At 60.1% G+C, this 26,449-nt stretch carries 24 protein-coding genes and 1 pseudogene; 20 read left to right on the forward strand and 5 right to left on the reverse strand.

The genetic code is table 11. The annotated features are described in order from the left end of the window. The first annotated feature begins 380 nt into the window (after window positions 1-380). The 11 genes from urtA to CFII64_RS18980 all read left to right on the forward strand — a co-directional run bounded on the left by urtA (window position 381) and on the right by CFII64_RS18980 (window position 10,319). Window positions 381-1,562, forward strand: coding sequence for an urea ABC transporter substrate-binding protein (gene urtA, locus CFII64_RS18930; RefSeq protein ID WP_020292435.1), 1,182 nt, complete (start codon window positions 381-383; stop codon window positions 1,560-1,562). Between the two features lie 79 nt (window positions 1,563-1,641). Continuing rightward, window positions 1,642-2,544, forward strand: a complete 903-nt coding sequence (gene urtB / locus CFII64_RS18935) for an urea ABC transporter permease subunit UrtB (RefSeq protein WP_020292436.1) — start codon at window positions 1,642-1,644, stop codon at window positions 2,542-2,544. A 1-nt stretch (window position 2,545) separates the two neighbouring features. Next, window positions 2,546-3,688, forward strand: a complete 1,143-nt coding sequence (urtC, locus tag CFII64_RS18940) for an urea ABC transporter permease subunit UrtC (protein ID WP_020292437.1) — start codon at window positions 2,546-2,548, stop codon at window positions 3,686-3,688. After that, complete coding sequence (urtD, locus tag CFII64_RS18945) at window positions 3,685-4,422, forward strand: urea ABC transporter ATP-binding protein UrtD (protein WP_020292438.1); 738 nt, start codon at window positions 3,685-3,687, stop codon at window positions 4,420-4,422. The genes urtC and urtD overlap by 4 nt, the downstream gene beginning before the upstream one ends. Window positions 4,423-4,424: 2 nt before the next feature. Then, the gene (urtE, locus tag CFII64_RS18950) at window positions 4,425-5,114 is read left to right on the forward strand and encodes an urea ABC transporter ATP-binding subunit UrtE (protein WP_020292439.1); all 690 of its coding nucleotides are present in this window, start codon (window positions 4,425-4,427) and stop codon (window positions 5,112-5,114) included. Window positions 5,115-5,137: 23 nt separating this feature from the next. Continuing rightward, window positions 5,138-5,578: an urease accessory protein UreE gene (ureE, locus tag CFII64_RS18955; protein WP_020292440.1), complete on the forward strand. Its 441-nt coding sequence runs from the start codon at window positions 5,138-5,140 to the stop codon at window positions 5,576-5,578. Then, entirely contained in the window at window positions 5,575-6,306 is a 732-nt protein-coding gene (locus tag CFII64_RS18960) for an urease accessory protein UreF (RefSeq protein WP_020292441.1), read from the forward strand. The genes ureE and CFII64_RS18960 overlap by 4 nt, the downstream gene beginning before the upstream one ends. Window positions 6,307-6,348: 42 nt before the next feature. Continuing rightward, complete coding sequence (locus CFII64_RS18965) at window positions 6,349-7,044, forward strand: urease subunit beta (protein ID WP_020292442.1); 696 nt, start codon at window positions 6,349-6,351, stop codon at window positions 7,042-7,044. 3 nt (window positions 7,045-7,047) lie between these two features. Continuing rightward, window positions 7,048-8,760 (forward strand): urease subunit alpha, encoded by a 1,713-nt coding sequence (gene ureC, locus CFII64_RS18970; protein WP_020292443.1) that lies wholly within the window; start codon window positions 7,048-7,050, stop codon window positions 8,758-8,760. A 24-nt stretch (window positions 8,761-8,784) separates the two neighbouring features. Continuing rightward, a complete protein-coding gene (gene ureG / locus CFII64_RS18975) occupies window positions 8,785-9,444 on the forward strand; it encodes an urease accessory protein UreG (protein ID WP_020292444.1) in 660 nt (219 codons plus the stop codon). Further along, a complete protein-coding gene (locus tag CFII64_RS18980) occupies window positions 9,441-10,319 on the forward strand; it encodes an urease accessory protein UreD (protein WP_020292445.1) in 879 nt (292 codons plus the stop codon). Before ureG ends, CFII64_RS18980 begins: the two co-directional genes overlap by 4 nt. A gap of 96 nt (window positions 10,320-10,415) precedes the next feature. Here CFII64_RS18980 and CFII64_RS18985 read toward each other — a convergent pair whose 3' ends face one another. Continuing rightward, window positions 10,416-11,852, reverse strand: coding sequence for an amidase (locus tag CFII64_RS18985; RefSeq protein ID WP_020292446.1), 1,437 nt, complete (start codon window positions 11,850-11,852; stop codon window positions 10,416-10,418). A 101-nt stretch (window positions 11,853-11,953) separates the two neighbouring features. On the opposite strand from CFII64_RS18985, the gene CFII64_RS18990 reads away from it, so the two are divergent. Next, on the forward strand, window positions 11,954-12,532 hold the full coding sequence (locus CFII64_RS18990; RefSeq protein WP_020292447.1) for a TetR/AcrR family transcriptional regulator: 579 nt from the start codon (window positions 11,954-11,956) through the stop codon (window positions 12,530-12,532). A gap of 33 nt (window positions 12,533-12,565) precedes the next feature. On the opposite strand, the gene CFII64_RS18995 is transcribed toward CFII64_RS18990, so the two are convergent. Next, window positions 12,566-13,336 carry a class I SAM-dependent methyltransferase gene (locus CFII64_RS18995; protein ID WP_044901504.1) on the reverse strand — a complete coding sequence of 257 codons (771 nt, stop codon included), beginning with the start codon at window positions 13,334-13,336 and terminating at the stop codon, window positions 12,566-12,568. Window positions 13,337-13,535: 199 nt separating this feature from the next. Between CFII64_RS18995 and CFII64_RS30570 the strand changes: the two are divergent. Together CFII64_RS30570 and CFII64_RS30575 are read left to right on the forward strand one after the other, a co-directional pair. Further along, a pseudogene (locus CFII64_RS30570) lies at window positions 13,536-14,318 on the forward strand (MCP four helix bundle domain-containing protein); the annotation flags it as partial. Beyond that, window positions 14,313-15,176 (forward strand): methyl-accepting chemotaxis protein, encoded by an 864-nt coding sequence (locus CFII64_RS30575; RefSeq protein ID WP_371106457.1) that lies wholly within the window; start codon window positions 14,313-14,315, stop codon window positions 15,174-15,176. The pseudogene CFII64_RS30570 and the gene CFII64_RS30575, both read left to right, overlap by 6 nt. Window positions 15,177-15,217: 41 nt before the next feature. Here CFII64_RS30575 and CFII64_RS19005 read toward each other — a convergent pair whose 3' ends face one another. Continuing rightward, window positions 15,218-16,102 carry a LysR family transcriptional regulator gene (locus CFII64_RS19005; protein ID WP_020292450.1) on the reverse strand — a complete coding sequence of 295 codons (885 nt, stop codon included), beginning with the start codon at window positions 16,100-16,102 and terminating at the stop codon, window positions 15,218-15,220. A gap of 167 nt (window positions 16,103-16,269) precedes the next feature. Between CFII64_RS19005 and CFII64_RS19010 the strand changes: the two genes are divergently transcribed. The 3 genes from CFII64_RS19010 to CFII64_RS19020 all read left to right on the forward strand — a co-directional run bounded on the left by CFII64_RS19010 (window position 16,270) and on the right by CFII64_RS19020 (window position 19,635). Continuing rightward, window positions 16,270-17,625, forward strand: a complete 1,356-nt coding sequence (locus CFII64_RS19010; protein ID WP_020292451.1) for an MFS transporter — start codon at window positions 16,270-16,272, stop codon at window positions 17,623-17,625. A 15-nt stretch (window positions 17,626-17,640) separates the two neighbouring features. Then, window positions 17,641-18,096, forward strand: a complete 456-nt coding sequence (locus CFII64_RS19015) for a type II 3-dehydroquinate dehydratase (protein WP_020292452.1) — start codon at window positions 17,641-17,643, stop codon at window positions 18,094-18,096. 147 nt (window positions 18,097-18,243) lie between these two features. Next, window positions 18,244-19,635 (forward strand): DHA2 family efflux MFS transporter permease subunit, encoded by a 1,392-nt coding sequence (locus tag CFII64_RS19020; protein WP_044901554.1) that lies wholly within the window; start codon window positions 18,244-18,246, stop codon window positions 19,633-19,635. 32 nt (window positions 19,636-19,667) lie between these two features. Here the strand turns inward: CFII64_RS19020 and CFII64_RS19025 are convergent, their stop codons facing one another. Beyond that, window positions 19,668-20,897, reverse strand: coding sequence for an MFS transporter (locus CFII64_RS19025; RefSeq protein ID WP_020292454.1), 1,230 nt, complete (start codon window positions 20,895-20,897; stop codon window positions 19,668-19,670). A 216-nt stretch (window positions 20,898-21,113) separates the two neighbouring features. On the opposite strand from CFII64_RS19025, the gene CFII64_RS19030 reads away from it, so the two are divergent. From CFII64_RS19030 to CFII64_RS19040, 3 genes are all read left to right on the forward strand, one after another. Beyond that, complete coding sequence (locus CFII64_RS19030) at window positions 21,114-21,641, forward strand: sigma-70 family RNA polymerase sigma factor (RefSeq protein WP_020292455.1); 528 nt, start codon at window positions 21,114-21,116, stop codon at window positions 21,639-21,641. Window positions 21,642-21,646: 5 nt separating this feature from the next. Further along, window positions 21,647-22,606, forward strand: coding sequence for a FecR domain-containing protein (locus CFII64_RS19035; protein WP_020292456.1), 960 nt, complete (start codon window positions 21,647-21,649; stop codon window positions 22,604-22,606). Window positions 22,607-22,707: 101 nt separating this feature from the next. After that, window positions 22,708-25,137, forward strand: coding sequence for a TonB-dependent siderophore receptor (locus tag CFII64_RS19040; protein ID WP_020292457.1), 2,430 nt, complete (start codon window positions 22,708-22,710; stop codon window positions 25,135-25,137). A gap of 35 nt (window positions 25,138-25,172) precedes the next feature. On the opposite strand, the gene CFII64_RS19045 is transcribed toward CFII64_RS19040, so the two are convergent. Continuing rightward, window positions 25,173-26,366, reverse strand: a complete 1,194-nt coding sequence (locus CFII64_RS19045; protein WP_020292458.1) for an MFS transporter — start codon at window positions 26,364-26,366, stop codon at window positions 25,173-25,175. Window positions 26,367-26,449 lie beyond the last annotated feature (83 nt).

A 26,449-nucleotide genomic window follows, 5' to 3' on the forward strand; every position in this document is an offset into this window, starting at 1 on the left:
AAAAGTTGCGAGGCATGATCAGTCCCGCTGCACTGCCTGATTTACCCCGCCAATATTCACGATTTTGGTGCATTCACGGATCTGTCGCGCCAAAGCAGCGCAACCATTGGCAAGGGTGCAATAGATGCAGAGAAATCCCGTGCGCCCTCCTCCAGGCACCGTGAAACCGCTTTCGCCGACATTGGCACCGCCCTTGCTATAACCCTTCTGAGACATCGCGCCAGCTGTTTGCCCTACGCCCCTCTTGGCAGGTAGGGAAACACCCGGCGTACGACTGGATCGGACACTGTTGTCCCGCCAGATTCGGCACAAGAAGCCTGACCTCCCGGTTATTCATTTGACCGGGACGTCGGGCTTTTTTAATTTCTGGAGAGAAGTGAATGCACAACGACAAACGCCGTTTGATCAAGCATGCCCTGATGCTGGGTGCTTTCAGCCTGCTGCCGTTTTCGCTGACCAGTCAGGTGCAGGCAGCTGAAGCCGTCAAGGTCGGCATCATCCACTCGTTGACCGGCACCATGGCCATGAGTGAAGCGTCGGTAGTGGACGCAGAAAAACTCGCCATCGACGAAATCAATGCCAGCGGTGGCGTGCTCGGCAAAACCATCGAACCTATCGTCGAGGACGGCGCCAGTGATTGGCCGACCTTCGCTGAGAAGGCGCGCAAGCTGCTGGAAAACGATCACGTGGTCGCGACGTTCGGCGCCTATACCTCGGCGTCGCGCAAAGCGGTGTTGCCGGTGTTCGAGCGCAACAAGGGCTTGCTCTATTACCCGACTTTCTACGAGGGTCTGGAGAAGTCTCCGGCCATCATTTACACCGGCGCCGAAGCCTCACAGCAAACCCTGGCAGCGGTCAGCTGGTTAATGGCCAACAAGGGCAAGAGCGTGTACCTGGTGGGCTCGGACTACATCTGGCCGCGCACCACCAACAAGCTCGCTCGGGCATCGGTGACCAAGCAGGGCGGCTCGATTGTCGGTGAGGATTACCTGCCGTTGGGCAATATCGAGTTCTCCTCGGTGATCAACAAGATCAAGGCCGCCAAGCCGGACATCGTTCTGTCGACCATCGTCGGCGGGTCCAATGTGGCGTTCTACAAACAGCTCAAGGCCGCAGGCATCGACAGCAGCAACCAGACGCTGATGGCCCTGGCGGTGACTGAAGAGGAAGTGACTGGCATTGGCGCGGAAAACCTCACGGGTTTCCTGACCTGCATGAGCTATTTCCAGAGCCTGAAAAACCCGGTCAACGAGAAATTCGTCGCCGCTTTCAAGGCGCGTTACGGCGAAAAACGCGTCGTCGGCGACCCGATGGCGGCGGCCTACACCGCGGTTTATCTGTGGAAGAAAGCGGTGGAAAAAGCGGGCAGCTTCGACGTGCCGGCAGTGATCGCCGCATCTTCCGAATTGACCCTGGACGCACCCGAAGGCGAGATCAGGATTCACAAGGACAACCATCACCTGTGGAAGCGTGCCCGCATCGGCACCATCAATGCCCAGGGCCAGGTCGACGTGATCTATGAGTCCGCGCCAATCGAGCCGAATCCATTTCCAAAACTGTGATGCAGGGTCGGGCGCGTCTGGTTGCGCGCCCTTTTCCACCCACGTGGCCCGCCAACGTGCAACAACAGGTAGCGACGCAATGACTTTCGATATTTTGGTGATGCAGGTCTTCAGCGGGTTCTCGCTGTTCTCGGTGTTGGTGCTGATGGCGCTCGGGCTGACCATCGTCTTCGGCTTGATGGGCGTGATCAACATGGCTCACGGCGAACTGATGGCGATGGGGTCGTACATGACCTACGTCACTTCGCTGGTATTCCAACGCTATTTTCCCGAACTCATGGGCTGGTACTTCATCGTCGGTATCGGCGTCGCCTTTGTGGTGACGTTCGCCTTTGGTTTCCTGCTCGAACGCTGCTTTATCCGCTTCATGTACAACCGCCCACTGGACACGTTGCTGGCGACCTGGGGTTTATCCATCGTGCTGCAACAATTGTTTCGCCAGGTCTTTGGCCCCAAGGAGGTCAGCGTGCCCACGGTGCAATGGCTTCAAGGCGCCTGGAAGATCAGTGAAGGACTTGAACTGCCCCTCAACCGGATTTTCATCATCGGCCTGACGCTGGTGATTGCCGCTGCTGTGTTTCTGTTTCTGTACCGCAGCCGCTGGGGCCTGCGCATTCGCGCCGTGACTCAGAACCGCGCCATGGCCGGTGCTGCCGGGATCAATACCGCACGGGTCGATGCGGTGACGTTTGCTCTTGGCTGCGGCCTGGCCGGGATCGCTGGCAGTTCGTTCACCATGCTGGCTTCCACTGGTCCCGTCAGCGGCCAGCAGTACCTGGTGGACACCTTCATCGTGGTTGTGTTTGGCGGTGTCGAGAGTCTTCTGGGCACGTTCCTCTCGGCCTTCGCCATTGGCCAGACGCAGATCTCGCTTGAATACCTCACCACGGGCTCCATGGCCAAGGCCATCACCCTGCTGGTGGTGATCGTGCTGCTGTTCTTCCGCCCCAACGGCTTGTTTGCCGCGAAAGTGAGACGCTGAAATGAATGACATGACTGAAAAGCCCTTTTCCCGGCCCGAGGTCGCCGCGCGTGCCCCGCGCTGGCTGAAGAGCGGTTGGCTATCGATGATCGAGCGCTACAGCCTGATCTGGCTGTCGATCCTGCTGTTGGTGGTGCTGCCGCTGGGCCTTGGCGACTTCCGCCTGGGACTGGCGGGCAAATACCTGAGCCTGGCGTTCTGCGCCGTGGGCATGGTGATGATCTGGGGTTACGGCGGGATCCTCAGCCTTGGCCAGGGGATCTTCTTCGGTCTGGGCAGCTACATGATGGCGATGTACCTCAAGCTCGAAGCAACGGCCACCGATGAAGCCGCCAGCGCCCTCGCTGCTTTCTACGGCTCCGCGCTGCCGGACTTCATGATCTGGAACAGCGTTGACGCTCTGCCCTGGTGGTGGAAGCCGTTCGAGTCAGCAACCTTTACCTTTGCCGCGATCATCATCCTTCCGGCGCTGCTGGCATTCCTGTTCAGCTATGCGTATTTCAAGAAACGCGTGGGCGGCGTGTATTTCTCGATCATCACGTTGTCGCTGGCGGCGATCATGTCGATCATGATCATCGGTCAACAGGGCTACACCGGAGGTGTCAACGGTCTGACCGACTTCAAGACGGCATTCGGCCTGAGCCTGCAAACCCCGCAAACGCCCTGGATCCTCTACCTGATCACTGCGCTGATGCTGCTGGCCTGCGTGGCGCTGTGTGGATTCATCCTGCGCAGCCGGCTGGGCAAGGTGGTGGTGGCGATCCGTGACCGCGAAGACCGCGTGCGCTTTTCCGGCTACAACACCGCACTGTTCAAGGCGTTTATCTTTGCCGTGGCCGCGCTGATTTCCGCGCTGGGCGGGGTGATGTTCACGCTGCAAGTGGGTCTGGCGTCGCCGTCGCTGGTGGGGATTATCCCCTCGACCGAAATCGTCATCTACGCCGCGCTGGGCGGCCGTCTTTCACTGGTTGGCGCGGTCTACGGCACGTTGCTGATCGGTGTCGCAAAAACCTACCTGTCGGAAAACTTCGTCAATTTCTGGCAGTACTTCATCGGCTTCCTGTTCATGGGCGTGGTGTTGTTTTTGCCCACGGGCCTTGCCGGCTTGCTGCAACGCTTGAGCAAAAAGGAAGTGCAGTCATGAGCGCCATATTGCTGAGTGTCGAAGACCTGACCGTGTCGTTCGATGGTTTCAAAGCCGTAGACAACCTTAATTTCTATGTCGAGGAAAACCAGGTGCACGTGGTGATTGGCCCCAATGGCGCGGGGAAGACCACGCTGCTCGACATGATCTGCGGCAAGACCCGGCCCAGCTCCGGCAGCATCCGCTTCAAGGATCTGCAACTGGCCAACATGATCGAGTACCAGATCACCCGCGCTGGCGTGGGCCGCAAGTTCCAGAACCCGTCGGTGTACGAAGACCTCACGGTGCGCGAGAACCTCGACATTTCTTCTCCGGATAAACGCGGGATCTTCAATTGCCTGTTTGCCCGCAAGGACAAGACGCTTCAGGCAGAGATCGAGCAGACCGCCGAGATGATCTTTCTTCAGGACCAACTGGAGCGCAAGGCCGGACTGCTGTCCCACGGCCAGAAGCAGTGGCTGGAAATCGGCATGTTGCTGATGCAGCGTCCGGAGCTGTTATTGCTGGATGAGCCGGTAGCGGGCATGAGCGCTGGCGAGCGGGAAAAAACCGCCGGCCTGCTTAAACGCATCGCCAAGGGCCGCGCCATGGTGATCATTGAACACGACATGGAATTCGTGAAATCGGTGGCCGACAAGGTCACCGTTCTGCACCAGGGCAAGACCCTGGCCTATGGCTCGATGGATCAGGTGCAAAACGATCCTCGTGTCATCGACGTCTATCTGGGGCACTGAGCATGCTGACCGTCAATCAACTCAACGTGTATTACGGCGACAGCCACGTGCTGCGCAACCTCGACCTGGAACTGGCACCCGCCGAATCCCTGGCGATCATGGGCCGCAACGGCATGGGCAAGACCACCCTGCTGAAAAGCCTGGTCGGCATGCTGCCCGCGCGCAGCGGCAGTATCAATCTGGCCGGAGAAGAACTGACATCGCGCAAGAGCTACGACCGGGTCGCGGCAGGCGTCGGGTTCGTGCCTCAGGGCCGGATGATCTTTCCGTACCTCAGCGTCGAAGAAAACATCCTCACCGGGATGCAAGGGGCACCTGCCGCGCCCATCCCCGATTACATTTTCGAATACTTCCCGGTGCTGTTTGAGATGCGCCGGCGCAAGGGCGGCAACCTCTCCGGCGGGCAGCAACAACAGCTCGCCATCGCCCGTGCGCTGGTCTCCAACCCAAAGGTGTTGATCCTCGACGAACCCACCGAAGGCATTCAGCCGTCGATCATCAAGGACATCGCCAAGGCCTTGAATCTGCTGAAAAAAGAACGGGGGTTTTCGCTGATTGTGTCCGAGCAGGTGCTGTCGTTCGCCATGGCGGTGGCGGATCGTTATCTGATCATCGAGAAAGGCGAGTTCGTGCACAGCGAGGTCCACGCAACCGTCGACCGCGAACGCATCCTGCGTTATCTGACCATCTGAACCCGGCCACAGGAGACATCGCCATGTTGATACTCGACCGCATTGTCGGCCAGGTCAGTGACCCGGCCCTCGCCGATCGCCTGCACGACCTGAGCCACGCCGGCCAGGTGGAAATCCTCAGCCTGTCGGCCAGCGATATTCAGCGCCATCGCCTGCGCCTGGCCAGTGATCGTGGCACCGATTGCGCCATTCGCCTGGAGCGCCATCAACAGTTGCGCAATGGATCGGTGCTGATGCTTGACGGCCAGCGGGCCATCGTCGTGCAGATGCAGGATATTCGCTACCTCGACCTGCAACCCCGCGATACCGCAGCCGCACTGGAACTGGGCTATTTCGCCGGCAACATGCACTGGGCCGTGCGTTTTGCTGAAGGCACGTTGCAGATCCCGCTCAACGGCCCCGAAGCCGATTATCTCGAACGCCTGGCGCCGATGTTGCTGGACGGTCGGGTGCAGCGCCTATGAACGAACTGGGCAGCAGTCTGCTGGCGCTGCAGCAGGCCGACAGTTTTTTCCCGGGCGGCGCCGTGGCCTGGTCATGGGGGCTCGAGACACTGGTAGCCGATGGGCACCTGGGCCTGACCGACGTGACCACCCTCAAGCGTCGGCAACGGGGTGTTCATCGTGACCGAAGCGCTCCGGTGCGGGCATTCGTCGAAGGCCAGCTGCGCCATCGCTGGAACAGTTTTGACCGGGCCTTTCTATGCGCCGCCTGGCAGGCCGCCAACGACCAGCCCACGCTCGTCGAACTGGACAACCAGATTGAAGCACTGACCCTGGCCGAAGAGCTGCGCCAAGGCTCGCGTCGCGTTGGCCAGTCGTTGCTGGGTGTGCATGTCGCGCTAGGCACGCCGGGCGCCTGCGCTTATCAGCAACAGGTACTGACCGCGCAAACCCCAGGGCACCTGCCCGTGGTGCAGGGCTTGCTTTGGCAGCGATTGGGCATGCAACGCGATCATTGCCAACTCGCCGCCGCCCACGGGCTGTGCACCGGATTGGTCAGCGCCGCTGTGCGCCTGGGCGTGATGGGTCATGTGGACGCGCAACGGGTGCTCACCGACCTCCAGCCACTGCTCCTGGAACTGCTCGCCCACGCACCGCCCGAACCCGACGCTGCCAGCGGTTTTACACCCCTGGCCGAGATTGCGGTGATGCGCCATGAAACCCAGGCCCTGCGTCTTTTTGCCAATTGAACCGGCCGACCAAAACCCGGCCGCCGTCACAGGAGCTACACGATGCTGCTGACCCCCACTGAACTGGAGCGGCTCACGCTGTACACCGCCGCAGAACTGTCGCGCAAACGTCGCGCCAAAGGCCTGCGCCTGAACTTCCCCGAAGCGTCGGCACTGATTGCCGACGAAATTCTCGAAGGTGCGCGTGAAGGCCGCAGTGTGGCTGAGCTGATTGGCTTTGGTTCAACCATCCTCAATACCGACGACGTGATGCCTGGCGTCGCCGATTTGCTGCCGGTGCTGCAAGTGGAAGGCACCTTCCCCGACGGCACCAAGCTGGTGACGGTGCACCAACCGATACGCCCCGGTCTGTTGCTTGTGGCAGCACTGCCGACACCCGGTGAAATCATCTCGCCGGACAGTGATATCCAGCTCAATACGGGGCGGCCAACCACGACTTTGCGGGCCATCAACACCGGCGACCGGCCGGTTCAGATCGGCAGTCATTACCACTTCTTCGAAGTCAATAAAGCCCTGGATTTCCCTCGTGAGCGCGCATTCGGCATGCACCTGGACATTCCGGCCGGCACTGCCGTGCGCTTTGAACCCGGCGAACTGCGCGAGGTGCAACTGGTGCAGTTTGGCGGCACTGGCGACATTCACGGCTTCAGCGGTTTGACCAACGGCAACCTGCACGATCCGGGCTGCAAGGCCATCGCACTCGAACGTGCCCGCGCACAACTCTTCAAGGGGGCCTGAAGCATGGCAACGATGACACGCAAGGAATACGCGGCGATGTATGGCCCAACCACCGGTGACGCGGTGCGCCTGGGCGATACCTCGCTGTTGGCGCAAGTCGAGTTCGACCATTCGGTGCCTGGCGATGAGTGCCTGCACGGCGGCGGCAAGACCCTGCGCGACGGCATGGGCCTGATGCCCGGTCACGACAGCGCAGACGGTGCCCTGGACATGCTGATCTGCAACGCGCTGATCATCGACCCGGTGATCGGTATCGTCAAAGGTGACATCGGCATCAAGGACGGCAAGATCGTCGCCATTGGCAAGGCTGGCAATCCCCAGGTCATGGACGGCGTGCATCCCCAGTTGATCTGTGGCGTGGCGACCACCGTGCGCGACGCCGAAGGACTCATCGTCACCCCCGGCGGTATTGACGTGCACGTGCACTTCGACTCGGCGCAGCTGTGCGACCACGCCCTGGCGGCGGGCCTGACCACACTGATCGGCGGTTCACTCGGCCCGATCACCGTGGGCATCGACTGCGGCGGTGAATGGAATGTCGGCAAGATGCTGCAAGCCGCTGAAGCCTGGCCGATCAACTTCGGTTTTCTGGGGCGCGGCAATTCCAGCAAGCCTGAATCGCTGCTCGGCCAACTGCGCGGCGGCTGCCTGGGCCTGAAGATTCATGAGGACTGGGGCGCCATGCCTGCGGTGATCGACACTTGCCTGAAAGTGGCGGACGAGTATGACTTCCAGGTCCAGCTGCACACCGACACGCTGAATGAATCGGGTTTCCTCGAAGACACCCTGGCCGCCATCGGCGACCGAACCATCCACATGTACCACACCGAGGGCGCAGGCGGCGGTCATGCTCCGGACATCATCAGCGTGGCGGGCAAATCCAACTGCATCCCCTCCTCCACCAACCCGACCAACCCCTACACCGTCAACACCTTCGACGAACACCTGGACATGATCATGGTCTGCCACCACCTCAATCCGGATGTGCCGGAAGACGTCGCTTTCGCTGAGTCCCGGGTGCGCCCGCAGACGATTGCCGCCGAGGATATTCTTCACGACACCGGCGCGATTTCCATTCTCGGTTCCGACAGCCAGGGCATGGGCCGCATCAACGAGGTGATCTGTCGCACCTGGCAGCTGGCGTCAAAGATGAAGGATCAACGCGGTCGCCTGCCGGAAGAAAGCACTGCCCTTGGCGACAACGAACGCATCAAGCGCTACATCGCCAAATACACCATCAATGCGGCACGGGTGTTCGGCATCGACAGCTACATCGGCTCACTGGAACCGGGCAAGATCGCCGATCTGGTGCTGTGGCGGCCGGCGTTCTTCGGCATCAAACCGGAGCTGGTGGTCAAGGGCGGCTTCATCGTGCATGGCGTAATGGGCGACTCCGCAGCCTCGTTGTACACCTGCGAGCCGCTGATCATGCGCCCGCAATGGGGCGCATTCGGCGAGGCCAAGCAAGCGTTGTCGGTAAATTTCGTCAATCGCCTGGCCGTGGAGGCCGACACGGGGGCCAGGCTTGGCCTGAAGAAAGCCTTGCTGCCGGCCTTCGGCACGCGAACGCTGCGTAAATCCGACATGTTGCACAACGATGCCTGCCCGGACATTCGCGTCGACCCGCAGACCTTTGACGTGTACGCCGACGGCGAGCGCCTGACGTGCGAGCCCGTCAGCGAAGTACCCCTGGCCCAGCGCTACATGCTGCGCTGAACCCTGTTCCCCGAGGATTCCGAGATGAACATACCTGCGACCGCACTGCCTCTTTCCGAGCCACAGCCCCATCCCGGCGCCGCGCGGGTCGGGATCGGCGGCCCGGTGGGATCAGGCAAGACCCGCCTGCTGGAACAACTGATCCCGCGCTTTCTGGCTCGGGGCACTGAGTTGGCGATCATCACCAACGATCTGGCCACCCGTGAAGACGCCGAACGCGTGCGCCGCAGTGGCCTGATCGACCCGCAGCGCGTTTGCGCGGTGGAAACCGGCGCCTGCCCGCACACGGCGATCCGTGAAGACCCGACGTTGAACCTGCAAATGGCCGATGAGCTGGAAGGACGCTTCGCCAATCTGGACCTGATCCTGATCGAGTCCGGCGGCGACAACCTGGCTTCGACGTTCTCGCTGGATCTGGTGGACTACTGGATCTTCGTCATCGATGTGGCGGGAGGCGACGATATCCCGCGCAAACGCGGCCCGGGGGTGTTGAGCTGTGACCTGCTGGTGGTCAACAAATACGATCTGGCGCCCTATGTGGGTGTTGATTTGCCGCGCATGCGGCGTGAATCCGCCGAAGCCCGCAACGGACGCCCCGTGCTGTTCACCAACTGTGCCACTGGTGAAGGGGTCGATGCAGTGGTCGAAGCGATCAGCCGCGCCGTGTTGTTCGACCAACCATGAGCGCGCCGCAAGAGCTGTTGCAACCCTTGATCGTTCCGCCTCAGGAATTCCCACGCGTACAGGCGCGGATTGTCTTCAGTAAAGCGCCGTCCGGGGCCAGCTATATCAGCGCGCAGCACGTGGGGTATCCCTTTCACCTGGGCCGAACCCTGAAACTGCCGGATGATCCCCAAGGCATGGCGGCCGTCTATCTGCAGTCATGCTCAGGCGGAATTTTCGCCGGGGAGGATTTGCAGGTGAATTTGCATGCTGGGCCGGACAGCCAGGTCCATGTCAGCACCGGGGCGGCGACCGTCGCCCACAGCATGCTTGAGCAATCGGCGCGGCAGTCCGTGAGCCTCACTGCCGAAAGCGGAGCGTTGCTGGAGTACCTGCCGATGGCAACGATTCTGTTTCCCCAGGCAAAACTGCACAGTCAGGTGAGGGTGACGTTGCATCCCGGCGCCAGAGTGATGCTCTGTGATGCATTTTGTCTGCACGCCCCGCAGGACAACCATGGCATCTTCGATTTCTACCGCGCGGATCTGGAAGTGCGCTGCCCTTCCGGTCGGCTGTTGGCTGGAGATCGCCTGGCGCTGTGTGGGCAAGACATGTCGCGACAATTACCGGGCGTCAGTGGTCGCTACCAGGCACTGGCGACCTTCATGTTTGTCGGTCAGGGCTTGCCTGTCGAACAACTCAAAGCCGCCTTGCGCAATGCCTTGACCGCGCTGCCCGACAATTATCTGGGAGTAAGTGCATTGCCCAACGATTGTGGGGTTTCGCTGCGAATCATGGCCGTCGATGCCGTAGCGTTGCGCAACAACCTCTACACCGCGTGGGCGTGCATGCGCGAACAGCTCACCGGCATCGCACCGCGAGTGCGTCGCAAGTGAACACGCTGCTCACGCCTCCAGTGTGATAGCCGGGGGAAATCGTCTGCTGGCGCGACGATCGTTGTGCGATCGCCGCTTTCAGCCCGGCCAGACCTGTCAGAGATGACCCGCCCAAACAGCTGGGCGACGGCCTGCCCAAGGCAATTCGCGCTCCAGCTGCCCGGCCAATCCCAGCAACAGGCCTTCAGCGCCGAACGTGCCCATGAACTGCATGCCGATGGGCAATCCACTCTGCGGGTCGTGGCCCAAAGGCACCGACATCGCCGGAGCGCCGACCACGTTTGCCAGCGCGGTGAAGGGCGACTGATTGAACACCCGGTTCATCCAGCCACGCCCGTCCAGATGTTCCTGCCCGGCATTGTAGGCACCGATCAGCGGCGCGAGCCCCGGCAAGGTCGGCGACAGCAGCAGGTCATAATGCTCGAAGAAACCGCCGACTTTTCGGGCAACGATATTGCGCTCGAACAGTGCTCCCAGCAGTTCGGTGGCACGCAGCGTTTTCCCGAGCCGATAGAGCGCCAGCGTCGCCGGCTCCAGATAGTCGGAATCGATGCTGCGCCCTGTAGCGGCGGCAATGGCGTCGATCCAGGCGGCCGTATTCGAGGACCAGAAGCGGCCATTGAGCTCGACGAACGCATCCCAGCTCAGACCGATGTCCGGCTGCACTTCTTCGACCCGGTGACCCAGCAGTTCAAGATTACGCACCGTCTGCATCAAGGCGTCCTCTACGGCAGGATGCAGCGCTTGACCGTTCAGCGGGCGAGTCTGCACGCCGATACGCAATGCACCGGGTTGAAGCAGGGATTGCTCCAGAAAAGTGGTTTCCGGGGACGGAATACGAAACGGATCACCGGGTGCGCCGCCATGGATGGCGTCCAGCAATGCCGCGCTGTCACGTACCGAACGCGTCAGCACGCCATGAACCGCAAGGCCGCTCCACACTTCGTCGACATCCGGTCCCATGGGCACTCGCCCGCGACTGGGCTTCAAGCCGAACAGTCCACAGATCGACGCCGGCACACGGATCGAGCCACCGCCATCCGTGGCGTGGGCTACCGGCACCATCCCCGCCGCCACTGCCGCTCCCGAACCACCACTGGAACCCCCGGCGCTGCGACCGACATCCCAGGGATTACGTGTGGGCCCACACAGCCGACTTTCGGTGGTGGTGCTCGCCGCGAACTCAGGTGTGGTGGTTCGGCCCAGCGGCAACAGCCCGGCACGGCGTAAACGGCTCATCAGCTCCGAGTCGCCTGGCGCGGTGCAGCCCAAGGCCAGGGCACTGCCCAATTCATTGCGACGTCCGGCAGCGGTGATACCCAGATCCTTGATCAAGACCGGCACGCCATGAAACGCACCGGCACTGCAATCCGGCTCATCAGACCAGACTTCCACCAACGCGTTGATCTGCGGATTCAGTGCTTCCATAGCCTGAACAGCTGCGGAACGAACTTCTTCGGCGCTGACCTGCTTGTCGCGGATCAGTTGAGCCAGAGCCGTCGCATCTTGGGCGGCGTATTCGGACAGGTGCATGATGTTCTCCAGATGGGTATGATCGATACTATTCGGTATCACACGATACCTATGAGTATCATGCGATACTTACCAGTATCGCTGTCAAGCGGAGATTACCCATGCGTCCGGAACGGACACCCCAGTTGCCGCCTCGCGAGCGCATTGTTGATGCCGCGCAGGCGTTGTTCATGGAACAAGGCATCACCCGCGTCAGCGTGGACGCCATCGCAGCGCATGCGGCATCGACGAAAATGACCGTGTATCGCCACTTTGAGAACAAGGATTCGCTGGTTCTGGAATGGCTCGAACGCTTGACGGAAAGCTACAGCGATGTGCTCGACAGCCTGGCGCTGCAGTATCCAGAATCCCCTCGCGAGCAACTGCTGGGTTTTCTCGACTTCGTGGTTGCAGACCTGGATCGCGCAGGTTATCGGGGCTGCCCATTTACCAATGCCCTGGCCGAACTGCCAGATGCCGAGCACCCGGCCCGAGAGCTGATTCACACCCACAAACAGCGGCAATTTCGCCGGTTAGTCGCCCTTTGCACTCAGCTGGGGCTGAACGAGCCGGAGCAGGTTGCCGAAGAACTTACCCTGCTGATGGAAGGCGCCCAGGTGGTGGCGCAAAACAAGGGGATCGAGAAAGTGGGCGAACGCCTGACCCGGATGGTGCGGCGGCGGCTGGCGACCGCCGCTTGAATGGCCGGGCTTTGCTCCGCGAAACGGATTGATTCAGTCCAGCCGGCGACAGAGATAAGCCTGGGTTTGATAGGGGAATTCAATGGTTTCACGCCCGCGCAGTGCCGGATGAGTGCTGATCAACGTCCGCAGCTGATCAGCCACCGCCTCTTTCTGTGCTGATGGCAAGGCCGCGATGAAACTCACCGACAGAAAACGATCCAGGATGACGGTCTCGGCCGTGCCGGCATGGGTGTACTTGAAGCAGGTCAGTTCGGGCGCCGAGAAATAGCGCCCCTTGAACGGCAGTCGCCAGTTTCCGGTATGAAAACGAGGGGTATCGCCTTCGTAGGGAGTGATGATTTTGGTGATGGCTGCCACCCAGTCCACTGACTCATCGCGCACATTCCAGATCAGTCCGAGCCGGCCACCCGGTTCAAGCACTCGATGAATTTCGCCGAGCGCCGTTTCATTGGCAAACCAGTGGAACGCCTGGGCGCATACCAGTGCCTGAGCCGTACCCGCCTGAAGTGGAAGAGCTTCGGCCGTCCCCTGCACAATCCTGGTGTTCGGCAAGTGTTTGGCAAACTCGATTCGCATGGCCTCGACCGGCTCGACGGCAATGACATCAATGTCCATTGCTTCCAGCAGGCGCGTGAGCTTCCCGGTACCGGCGCCTAAATCAATAACGGTAGCGCCAGGGCTGATAGCCAATGTATCTCTAAGCCATGCCTGTATTTCGCCGGGATAGTCCGGGCGCCCTTGGGTGTAGGTACTTGCTTCTTTTGAGAAACCTGATTGAGCAGCCTTATGCACAACTGTCATGTCCAGCGATCCCCTATGTACATGAGCCAACGCAGCGACCCCTCCGGAAAGCCCGTTCCAGAGCCATCGCAACCACTAAACATCTCAAGTAACATTAAAGTCATTGACAGTATGGCCGATAGAGAAACCGGTAACTAGCCACTTCTCGCCAAGAGACCGCTCAGTTTCCTCTTCCCTAAATATGTCAGCAGGATGCCCGATGAGCTGGATCAATGACGCAAAACTCTCGACCAAACTGATAACAGCCTTCGCGCTGTGTGCGTTCATCACCCTGGGCGTAGGCGTCCTGGGCAGCCAGGGGGTTTCCAGGCTTTCGGAGAGCCTGAAACTGGTGTTCACCAACAACCTGGTGTCTGTCTCCAACACTGCGCAAACCAAAACCAAGGCCGTCGGACAAAGCCGCGATCTGTACAGGTTGTACCTGGCCACTGCCGCCGGTTTGCCACAAAGCGTGAAAGATGAATTCATCGCATCGATGAACGCCAACCGACTGGCCAGCGAGAAAGCATTCGCCGACTACCGAAAAACGCCGCTGGCCGACGACGAACGTGCCGCTGGCGACAAAATGCAGCAAGACTGGCCCGTTTATCAGGCGATGGTACAAAAGTTCGTCAGCCTGATGCAGGCCGGCGATCTGGAGAATGGCCGCGCCCTGCTGTTGGGCGATCTGCAAAAGACTTATCGCACAGTCATGGACGGGTTGACCGTCATGGTCGATTCCAACGACCGACAAGTGGGTGAAGGCGCCGAAGAAGCAAGCCGGCTGGAGTCATCGTCGAAGACTTCGCTGTATGTCGGTATCGCGGTGGCGTTCATTGCCGCCATCCTGCTCGGACTGTTTATCAGCCGCCTGATCAGCCGCCCCATTGCCAATGCCGTCGCGAGCGCCCGCAGCATTGCCGACGGCGATCTGACCCAGCACATCATCAGTACCGGCCGCGATGAGGCCGGCCAGTTGTTGACGGCGTTGGCCGACATGCAGAGCAGCCTGAAAAGCACGATTCAACAGATTGCCAGCGCATCGGACCAACTGGCGTCGGCTGCCGAGGAGCTGACTGCGGTCACTGACAACGGCAGCCGTGGCCTGGTTCGCCAGAACGACGAGATCCAGCAGGCGGCCACCGCCGTCACGCAAATGACCTCGGCCGTCGAAGAAGTTGCGCGCAATGCGGTCTCCACTTCTGAAGCGTCCCGAACCACCAGCGAGCAAGCCAGCAATGGTCGCGACCAGGCCCGCAGCGCCGTCGCCTCGATCAACAGCGCAACCACTGAAATTGCTGCGTCCACCAACATGGTCAAGGAGCTGGCCGTCCAGGTGCGTGACATTGGCAAAGTATTGGATGTGATCCGCGGGATCGCCGAACAAACCAACCTGCTGGCCTTGAACGCCGCCATCGAAGCCGCAAGGGCGGGCGAACAGGGTCGTGGATTTGCCGTGGTCGCCGATGAAGTTCGTGCCCTGGCGGCACGCACCCAGGCCTCGACCGGCGAAATCGAAGGCATGATCAACAGCGTGCAAGCCAGTGCGGATCAGGCGGTAAGCTCCATGGGTAAAAGCCAGTCGCTGGTAACCGATACCCAGTCGCTGGCCCTGGCCACCGGCGAGGCGCTGGAGCTGATTGCCGAAGGCATTTCGCAGATCAACGATCGCAACCTGGTCATCGCCACCGCCTCCGAAGAGCAGGCCAACGTCGCTCGGGAAGTTGATCGCAATCTGGTCAACATCCAGGACCTGTCGACCCAGACAGCGGCCGGCGCCCATCAGACCAACGCCTCGACCCAGGAGCTATCCAGCCTGGCCATTTCATTCAATGCGCTGGTCAGCCGCTTCCGGCTGTGAGACGGCCGCAACCTGGTCGCTGAAAAAAGCCGGATGATTCTCTATCCCCAACCATGAGCCTCCTCAATGAAGTGCAGCACTGCACTGGAGCGCTCATCGATGCGCGAAATCAGCGAAAGCTCGCTGACCATTTCCGTCTGGGCCAGCGGTATGACCCGCACCCCAGGCATGGTCAGTCGGGTCATCGCTTCGGGCACGATGCTCAAACCAATACCCGCTGCCACCAATCCCGGGATGCTCATCAGCGAAGGCACGTGCATGATGTTCTCGGGATGCAGTTGATTTTGTCGGCATGCCTGAAGCGTGTGGGAAGTCAGACCGATGCCAGCCGGGTCCTGGAGGAAAACGAACTTCTCGTGCCGCAGCGTCGCCAGGTCGCCGGTAAAACTTTGCACCAGCTCATGGTTGTCCGGCAGCAGCAGGACAAGGTTGGACTGACTGAAAGGATGGGTGCGCAGGCGGTCCGGCAGATGGTCCTTGAACACCCTGGCAAAGGCCAGATCCAGCTTGTGGTCGAGCAGCATCTCAAGTTGCTCGCGAATGCCGGCGTCCACCAGGCTCAACTTGACCTCGGGAAAGGTGCTGAAGTAATGCCGCAGCAATTGCGGCAAGTTAGCCTCGAACAGCGCCGAGTGATAACCGATGTTGATTTCGCCCACCTCTCCTCTTCTGGCACGCCGTGCCGCCGCACTGGCCAATTCGCTGGACTCGATGGATTGCCGCGCATGGGGCAGGAACGCCATGCCCGCAGCGGTCAGGACCACGCCGCGGTTCTCGCGTCTGAACAGTGCCAAGCCCAGCTCGGTTTCCAGGGTGCGCATCAATTGACTTAGCGCGGGTTGCGCGATTCCCAGCTGCTCGGCCGCCCGACTGAAGTGTTGCAAGTCGGCGGCCACGACGAAGGCCTTCAGGTGCCGCAGTTCCATAGCTCGCTCTCATAAGTTCAGCTTATGCATTTGTATAGATTTCGATAATTATTTTGCAAGCAGGATGCGTTAACGTCTACCGACTTCGACGCTTCCTGCCAATCTTGTGGTCCGAACGGAATCGTGTGAGCACCTCATAACCATAAAAACAATGACGAGCACCTCTTATGAGCACGATCAGCAACGAGAGTCATGACCTGCGCATGCCTCGCAAAGCGGTAACGGCCGCCACCATCGGCACCGCCCTGGAGTGGTTCGATTTCACCCTTTATGGCGCGATATCGGCGACGATTCTGCCCAAGCTGTTTTTCCCGGCGATGGAGCCAACAGCCGGCCTCCTCGCCTCGCTGGCAACGTTCGGTGTCGGCCTGGCGGCGCGCCCATTGGGCGCCATTACTTGCGGTTACCTCGGCGACAAGTTGGGTCGGCGCAATCTGATGCTGGCGACCGTCACCATGATGGGCCTGGCTTCGGTGCTGATGGGCCTGTTGCCCACTTACGGTCAGATCGGGGTCTGGGCGCCGATTCTCCTGGTGCTGCTGCGCATCATCCAGGGATTCGCCCTGGGCGGTGAGTCCACGGGCGCGCAGCTCATGGCGCTGGAACATGCCGCGCCTGACCGTCGCGGACGTTACTCGGGCCTGTTGGGTTTGTGCTCGCCGCTCAGCCAGATATTGGCCAATGCCGTGCTTTTGGGGCTCGCCGCCACGCTTTCCAGCGAACAGTTCGAAAGCTTCGGCTGGCGAATTCCATTTGTGATGAGCTTCATATTGGTGATCGTGGCGATTTTCATCCGCCTCAAGGTCTCTGAAACACCCGCGTTCATTGCCCTGAAAAAAGCGCCGATCAAGCAGACAACCAGCCCGCTGAAATCCGCACTGGGCAGCCATTACAAAACCATTCTGCGGCTGATGCTGTTCTTCTGCTCCCCTGCCGCGCTGTTTTATCTGATCGTGATTTTCTCGCTGAGCTACCTGACCAAGCACCTTGGCATGAGCCAGTCGATGGGTTTCATGTCACTGATGGTCGCCAACATCTGTGCGATTTTCGGCGCACTGGCGGGCGGCTATCTGTCAGATCGCTGGGGTCGCAAAAAGGCCTTGATCCTTGGCTCGTGCATGACGCTGCTGATCCTGATGGTGTACTTCCCGATTCTGAACACGCAAAACGTTTCCGCGATCATGGCCATCATGGGCTTGTTCTTGGGGTTCACCCAGTTCCAGAGCGGGATCCAGCCAGTGGCCTTCGCTGAAGCGTTTCCGACCGAGGTGCGTTACTCCGGCTCGGCCCTGGCGTATACCGGCGCCAACCTGCTGGTCGGCGGGCCCATGCCGATGATCGCCGTCTGGTTAATGAGCCAGTCCGGCAACTCGCCTTGGCCATTGGTCTCGTTGTGCGCCGTCATCAACCTGATCTCGCTGGCCATGATCGTCATTGGCCCGGAAACCCGAGGCGTTGACCTCAACGCCGTCGCCGCACAAGACCCGGTCGACACCGCCTCCAGCGCCATCCTTTCCAAATAAATCAGCAGGACGACCATGAACCGCACCGTCTTTATCCTCAACGGCCCGAACCTGAACCTCCTGGGTCGTCGCGAACCGCACATCTATGGCCACACCACGCTTGAGCAGATTCGCCAAAGCAGCGTGATGCTGGCCGAGGAACTGGGCCTGGCCTGTGAGTTTCGCCAGACCAATCACGAGGGTGTGATGGTCGACTGGATTCAAGAAGCCTTCGAACAAGGCGCCGCACTGATCATCAACCCGGCAGGCCTGTCCTTTCATTCGATCCCGGTACTGGATGCCTTGAAGATGATCGACAGGCCGTTGATTGAATTGCACCTGTCGAACATCCATGCACGAGATGAGCTTCATCGTCATTCGATCATGTCCGGCGTTGTCGATGCAGTGATCTGCGGCATGGGCGCCGACGGTTATCCACTGGCGCTGCGGGCCATCGACGACCTGCTTCGCCGCACAAGTCTCAACAGCTGAACCAGCGGATTGATCGGGCCTGGGCGGGTTAGTGGTCGCAGCAAGGCCCGCTCTCTGCTAAAAGGACAGCCATCGCTCTCAACGCTTAAAAGGACATCGACGGTGATTGCTCCGGTTCAAGAGTCAGCGGCGAAGGTCGGCGCGGGCATCAGCCTGCAGACCCGACTCATCGCCATTGTCGTGGCAGTCACGTTCTTCATGGAAAATCTGGACGCGACTGTCATTGCGACCGCGTTGCCGAAAATGGCGGCTGATTTTGCGGTGAGCCCGGTCGACATGAATCTCGGAATCACCGCGTACCTGCTCGCTGTGGCAATCTTCATACCTCTGTCAGGCTGGGTGGCGGATCGGTTCGGCGCGCGCCGGGTCTTCACCGCAGCCATCGTGACGTTTACGGTCGCGTCGCTGCTGTGCGCCATGAGCACAAGCTTTGAAGCCTTCGTCGCATCCCGGGTGCTGCAAGGTATTGGCGGGGCGCTGATGGTGCCGGTTGGCCGTCTTGCGGTGTTGCGCAATACCGACAAGAAGGACCTGGTCAAGATGATCGCGGTGATCACCTGGCCCGGCCTGGTCGCGCCGATTCTCGGGCCGGTCGCAGGTGGCTTGATCGTCACCCATTTTGACTGGCCATGGATTTTCTACCTCAATTTGCCCTTGGGTGTGCTGGCCTTGATTGCCGCGTTATGGCTGGTGCCCGCCGGCAAGGAAGAGAACGTGCGCAAGTTCGACGGCAGAGGATTTGTGCTGCTGTCAGGAGCCTGCGCGACGATTCTTGGCGGGCTGGAATGGCTCGGCAGTCATAGCGGCGATGGGTTATTGGTCGGGGCGGGAGTTCTGGCGTCTGGGATAGTGTTTGCCGTCCTGGCAATCCATCACTGTCGTACTCACGCGAACCCGCTCCTCGCCCTCGACACCCTGTCCATCCAGACCTTCAGGGTCAGCGTCTTCGGCGGATCGATGTTCAGGATGGCGATCAGCGCGTTACCCTTCCTGCTGCCGCTGCTGTTTCAGGTTGCCTTCGGGCTATCTCCGGTTGAAGCCGGAACCCTGGTGCTGGCCGTCTTCGCCGGAAACCTGGCGATGAAGCCGTTCACGACCGCCATCATGCAGCGCTACGGTTTTCGGCGGGTGCTGTTGCTCAACGGGATCATCGGCGTCCTGTCCATAGCAGCGTGTGCATGCTTCACGGCGACCACACCCTTGTGGTTGATCGCTGTCATTCTGTTCGTCGGCGGGCTGTCCCGCTCCATGCAGTTCACCTGCTACAACTCAATCGGCTTCGCTGATGTTGAAAAAAGTCGCATGAGCGAAGCGTCTGCACTGTTCAGCATGTTCTTCCAGTTGGCGATGGGCATCGGCGTGACAGTGGCCGCATTGCTGCTGCGTTTCTCAATGTCCCTGCGCGGTGGGGATATAGTCGCCCAGACGTTCGACTTTCGCGTTGCGTTTCTGGGCGTAGCCGCCTTGGGGCTTCTGGGGCTGGTCGATGTCATGCGGCTGCCGGTGAATGCCGGCGACAGCGTTCTGCGAAATAGCTGAAGTGACCGACTCGACCGGTCTTTGACGCTGCGTTATCGATCCTTGATGGCTGGGTCCGCGTTCAGCTCGCCCGACTGCAACACAACCGTCTTGCCTGAGAACAGCAGTAACGCCATCGCCCCCAGCAGTGCGGTCAACGCGGCAAGAATCAGAATCACCCGCTGCGTACCCAACGGAGCCGCCAGCACCGCGACCAACAGTCCGGCCAGCGGCTGCGACAGATTGTTAAGCAGCGTGATCACGCCCACCGTCTTGCCGAAATCCTGGGCGGGAATTACCCGCTGGCGAATGCTGCGCATATAGACGTTAAACATTTTGTCGAAGCCCACAATCAGCAGGAAGCCCAACACATAGCCCCCCAGGTTGGGACTCAAGGCACTGATAAACGCCCCGCCAGCAATCATCACGTAGGCAACGCTGCCCAGGACCCGTAACGGCAGGACCCATCTCGCGAGGCAGAACAGAATCAGGATCGTGGTCACCGCGCCGGCCATCTGCAGGCCTGCGTAAGTGGCCTTGTCGGCGGCAAATTCACCAATGATCATTGCTGCAGAAGTCGCCGCCGTGACACCCACGATCAGGTTCACCCCCACCGCCAGCGTGATGACTTTTTTCAGCTCCGTCAGCTTGAAGATGTGCCCGACCGCGATCTTGAACGGACGCCACCAGATGTCGCCGTGCTGCGGGTGGAGTTCCAGGGTGATCCGGCAGTTGCGCTGCCACACCAGCATGGCCAGATCCGCCAGCAAAAACAGGCCGGCGCTGCACAACGCCACCCAATACCATGCCCAGACTTCCAGCAGCAGAGCCGCAACCAGAGGCCCGAGCACCAGGCCTGTCTGGTCGGCAATCTGCGAGTACGACAGGGTCTTGGTATAGCTGTAGCGCTGGAAAATATACGGCAGCAGAACCTCGCGAGCCATGATGCCCTGAGTTGTCAACACACCGCACAAGGCCGAAAGCGCGACAAGCCAGAAAATGCCGCCGAAAACAGCGTGCAGAATCACCGCCAGAACGCAGATCAGCGCTCGATACACCTGGCTGATGTGCAGGATTCTGATCGGGGAGAACCTGTCGCACAGTGCCCCGCAGACCGGAAACGCCAGAAAGCGCGGCAGCGATTCGACGAAGAACGCCAAACCGGCCCAGGCGGCGCTATTGGTGGTCTGGAATACAACCAATGGCACGATGAACAACAGAATCTGATCCGCCAGCCGCGACAGAAACAAGGAAGTGAAAAACGCCAGGTAATCCTTTTGCACGCAAAACTCCTGTTGGCGTGGGCAGAGGGTGAGGATCGTATCGACGAACCGCGAGCCCGATACGTCGCCCGAAGGATACGTCTAAAGGTCTGTCAATGCATAAGCGACAGTGGATCCCGCCGGTGAAAACGCCGAACGCACGCTACAGGCTTGCAGAACAAACGCCGCCAACCCTAGAATGATAATCAATCCTAATTGCATTATTAGTTTGCCCCTATGCCCAGCCCTTCCCCTTTCAAGCAGCAGGTCAGCGTTTTTTATCGCGATCATCATCGTTGGCTATTTGGCTGGTTACGCCCGCGCGTCGAGTGCCGTGATCTGGCAGCTGATCTGGTGCAAGACGTTTTTATCCGCGTGCTGACCGCCAAGGATGCCGCTGTCCAGCTTGAAGCCGTGCGTGAGCCAAAGGGCTATCTGGCGACTATCGCGCGGCGGCTGATGATTGATCATTTTCGCCGGGCGCGCCTTGAGCGGGCCTGGTTGCAGGCTATGGCCGAACAGCCCGAAGCGGTGACCATCAGCGAAGAATCCAAAGCGATTCTGCTTGAAAGCCTTTACGAACTGGATGCGATGCTCGCGGGCCTGGGCGCCAATGTGCGGCGCGCGTTTCTGCTTTCCCAGATCGACGGTATGAATTACAAAGCCATCGCCGCCCAATTGGGCGTCTCCGTCGTGACCATCAACCGCTACATCGCCAAAGCGACGCAGCACTGCATGCTGTACAGCCTGGGTGTGGAGCGCTGATCACAATGACCACCCTGACCCCTCAGCAAAGACTGGCGCTTGAGCAAGCCGCAAACTGGTTCACCAAGCTGCAAAGCGAGGATGTTACCTGCGCGGATCAAGGTGTCTGGAGCGAATGGCTCGCCAGCTGCGGCGAAAACCGTTGGGCCTGGGATCAGGCGCAGCAGTTGCAGCAGCGCCTGCAAGGTCTGCCGACAGGTGTGACGGGACGCGCGTTCAGTCTGGCCGATCAACCGGAACAGAGCGGTCGCCGCACGTTACTCAAGGGCCTGGTCCTGGCGGTCGGTGGCGGCATGCTCAGCTATGGCGGCTATCGACACGCACACACAGCGGGCTGGACCGCCGATTATCGTACGGCGACCGGCGAACAACTCAGAACCGTACTGGCGGATGGCACCCTGCTGCAACTCGATACCGCAAGCGCTGTGGATGTCGCCTACGACGCCAACAGTCGCCGGCTGATGCTGCGCGAGGGCGAGATTCTGGTCACGACTGCCCCGGATCCGGCGGGTCAACCGTTTTTCGTGCAAACCCCGCAAGGTGTCGTCCAGGCGCTCGGCACACGATTCTCGGTGCGCAGTGAAAACGGCGCTGCACGCGTTGCGGTGTTCGAGCATCAGGTCCGCATTACTCCGCTCGCGGGCTTACCGCTGGTAGTGGATGCCGGGATGCAGTGCGCGTTCGATAGTCGCCAGACACAAATCCCCTCCCCCGTGACGCCCGGCCAGGATAGCTGGAGCAAGGGCGTGCTGGTCGCCAACGAGCAACGCCTCGACAGTTTTCTCGCGGAACTGGGCCGCTACCGCTCCGGCTGGCTGCGCTGTGATCCCGCCATTGCCGGCCTGCGCATCAGCGGTGCCTTTGCCTTGAACGACACTGATCAGGCCTTGCAGGCGCTGACCACCAGCTTGCCGGTGCGTGTAGAAGCAAAGACCCGCTATTGGGTAACCGTATTGCCGCGTTAAAAAAATTCACTGTTGATGATAGGTTTTCTCATTCTCGTTCGACTCATAGAGCAGAAGGGTAAACAGCCCGCCTGCCAATCAAGACGACGAGACATGCAAAGATGAAAATACCCTTCAAGACCGGCCGCCTCACGACGAGTCTGCGCGGCGCCCTGCTGTGTTCTACGTTGCTGGGAATCGGCGCTTCGTTGCCGGCTTACGCCGCCGAAGGCAGCGTGCGCGAGTACCACATCAGCGCCGGCGATCTGGGCACGGCCCTGACCCGCTTTGCAGCCGAGGCCGGTGTGGTCTTGTCGTTTGACCCGGCGCTCACGCGAGGGCTCAGTTCGACAGGGCTGGACGGGAAATTCGCCATGACTGATGGGCTTGAGCGTTTGCTGGCTGGTTCAGGCTTGCGGGCGATTCAGGAGAGCGACGGGCGCTATTCCCTGAGCCCCGGAAGTTCCCAGACCTCGGCAATAGAATTGGGCCGCACGGAGATCGTCTCCAATGAACTGGGGACCATCACCGAGGGCTCTGGGTCCTATACGCCGGGCACCATCGCCACCTCGACGCGCCTGGTCCTGTCCCCGCGCGAGACACCGCAATCGATCACCGTCGTCACGCGTCAGCACATGAATGACTTCGGCCTGAATAACGTCGACGATGTGATGCGCCATACGCCGGGCATCACCGTGTCGGCGTTCGACACCGAGCGCAGCAACTACTATGCCCGCGGGTTTTCCATCAATAATTTCCAGTACGACGGTATTCCCTCCACGTCCCGCAACGTCGGCTATTCCGCAGGTAACACTCTGAGCGACATGGCCATCTACGACCGGGTCGAGGTGCTCAAGGGCGCGACCGGGCTGTTGACGGGCGCCGGATCGCTGGGCGCCACCATCAACCTGGTGCGCAAAAAGCCCACCGCCGACTTTCAGGGGCATGCCAGCCTGGGTGTCGGTTCCTGGGACAACTATCGCAGTGAGCTGGACGTGAGTGGCCCGCTGACCGAAACCGGCAATGTGCGTGGCCGCGCCGTTGCCGCTTATCAGGACAAAAACTCGTTCATGGACCGCTATTCGCGCAAGAGTCCGGTGTACTACGGGATCATGGAATTCGATCTGTCACCGGACACCATGCTCACAGTCGGCGGCGACTACCAGGACAGCCTGCCCAAGGCGTCCACATGGTCGGGGAGTTTCCCGCTGATCGATGCCAACGGTGATCGCAATCACATCTCGCGCTCGTTCAACAACGGCGCCGACTGGAGCAGCTGGGAGCAATACACGCGCACCGTATTCGCCATGCTCGAGCACAACTTCGATAACGGTTGGGTCGGCAAGCTGCAGCTGGATCACAAGATCAATGGCTACCACGCGCTCGTGGGCTCCATTCAGGGCAGCACGCCAAATGCCGATGGCACCTCATCCATCACAGCCGGCAAATACACCGGTGAAACCGTCAGCGACTCAGCCGACCTGTACGTCACCGGACCCTTCAGCCTGCTGGGGCGTGAACATGAACTGGTGGTGGGCGGCTCCATTGCCACGTCTACCTGGAAAGGCAAAGGCTACTGGGATTACACCACCTACGGCCCGAATGTCGTCGATTTCAACAATTGGCACGGCAACTTCCGCGAACCTGATTGGGGCTCGCAGACGCAGTGGATCGACGATACCGTGCGCCAGACAGGTGCCTACGTCACCACACGCCTGAACATCACCGACGACTTGAAGGTGTTGCTCGGCGGGCGCGTCGTTAACTACCAGCTGACTGGCATCACCCCGTCCTACAAGGAAACCGGGCGCTTTGTGCCTTACGCTGGCGCGGTCTATGACCTGAACGACACCTATTCGGTGTACGCCAGCTACACGGACATTTTCATGCCGCAGGAAAACTACAACCGCGACCGCGATAACAAGATCCTTGATCCGGACGAAGGCCAGAACTATGAACTTGGCATCAAGGCCGAGTTCTTCGACAAACGCTTGAACGCCAGCGCTGCCTACTTCGAAATTCATGAAGACAATCGTTCGGTGTCCGATGACGAGTACAACAATCGCCAGCCGACCCCTGACAACTATGCGTTCAAAGGTACCCAAGCCGTCACCAAGGGTTATGAAATCGAGATGTCCGGCGAGCTGGCGCCTGGCTGGCAGCTGCAGGCCGGCTACACGCACAAGATCGTGCGTGACGACAACGACATAAAAATCTCCACCTTCGAGCCCGAAGATCAAATCAGCCTGTATACCTCCTACAAGCTCAAAGGCAATCTTGACCGGCTCACCCTCGGCGGCGGCACCCGCTGGCAGAGCGTTGCGTGGCAGGATATCTACAACTCCCCGCATGGCGGCTACGAGGAGTTTTCCCAGAAAGCCTACTGGCTGGTGGACGCCATGGCCCGTTATCAGTTCAGCGAAAATCTCTCGACGACGCTGAACGCCAATAACATCTTTGACAAGTCCTACTACACCAACATCGGCTTCTACAATTCTGCGGCATACGGCGAGCCGCGCAACTTCATGCTCACTACTCGTTGGGATTTCTGAACCCCATCGCAGACGCACGATGACGCCTTGTCAGCTCATCGTGCAACCGGCATAGCCGTGCGGGATACAAGCAATGCCAGCACGGCTGCTACCAGGAGAAATACCCCGCTGGCGATGAACGTCGCCTGGTAGCCAACGCCGTCATACAGCAACCCGCCCACCGTTGCGCCGAGGGTAATTGCCAGCTGAATCACCGCCACCATCAACCCGCCGCCGGCCTCCGCATCCCGTGGCAGTATTCGTGACAGCCAGGTAAACCAACCCACCGGCGCACACGTCGCGATCAAGCCCCACGCCCCGAGCAGGACCGCTGTCAGCCACATTGAGCTGCCATAACCCAGCAGAGCGATGGCAATTACCGCCATCAAAAACGGGATGATCATCAGCACTCGGTAAAGACTTCGGTTCAACACCGAGCCAATCACCATCGTCCCAACTAATCCGGCCATGCCGATAATCAGCAACAACAGGGATAGCCCGGAAACATCGACGCGGGTGACCGATTCGAGAAACGGACGCAGATAGGTGAACAGCGTGAACTGCCCCATGAACAGAAACGCCACTGCGGCCATACCCAAGGCAACTTTGGCGCTGCCCAATAGCCGGAACACATCAGTTGCGGATCCCGATTTATTGTCGGCCGGCATTTTCGGCAGCGTAAACGCTTGCCAACACAGCGCTACCGCGGCAAGCGGTACCACACAAAAGAACGCGCCACGCCAGCCAATCAGTCCGCCCATGAGGCTACCAATGGGCGCGGCAACTGCAGTTGCCAACGCAGTGCCACCCTGCATGACCGCGATTGCCTTGGGGACAAAGTTCTGCGGCGCAATCCGCATCATGACAGCGGTTGACATGGCCCAGCTGCCACCAATCGCAATGCCCAATATCGCCCGACCCACCATCAGGGTGAAGTAGTTCGGCGCTAACGCCACGAGCGTTCCAGAACCAATCATCAGCAGGGTCAGGAACAGCAGCACGGGTCTTCGGTCGAGCCGACGCGTTGCGGAGGAGATGAACAGGCTGGTGAGGACAGCGAAAATGCCGGAAATTGAAATCGCTTGTCCGGCCTGCCCTTCGGTAAGTGCAAGATCGCTCGCAATCGGGGTGAGCAAACTTACAGGCAGGAATTCCGAAGTCACCAGGGCAAAGGCACACAACGACATCGCCAGGACGGCTCCCCATACCTGCCGACTTGCAGCCTGAACAGGAAAAGCGGTGCTGTTCATCAAATTTTCTCCAACGCGTAAAGCTCCACCACCTGCACAGCGTGCAGGCCTGAGAGGCGATTACAGGGGGTTTTACAGGTTCG

Origin of the sequence: Pseudomonas sp. CFII64 (assembly GCF_000416235.1) — a bacterium.
In the GTDB taxonomy this organism is placed as follows: domain Bacteria; phylum Pseudomonadota; class Gammaproteobacteria; order Pseudomonadales; family Pseudomonadaceae; genus Aquipseudomonas.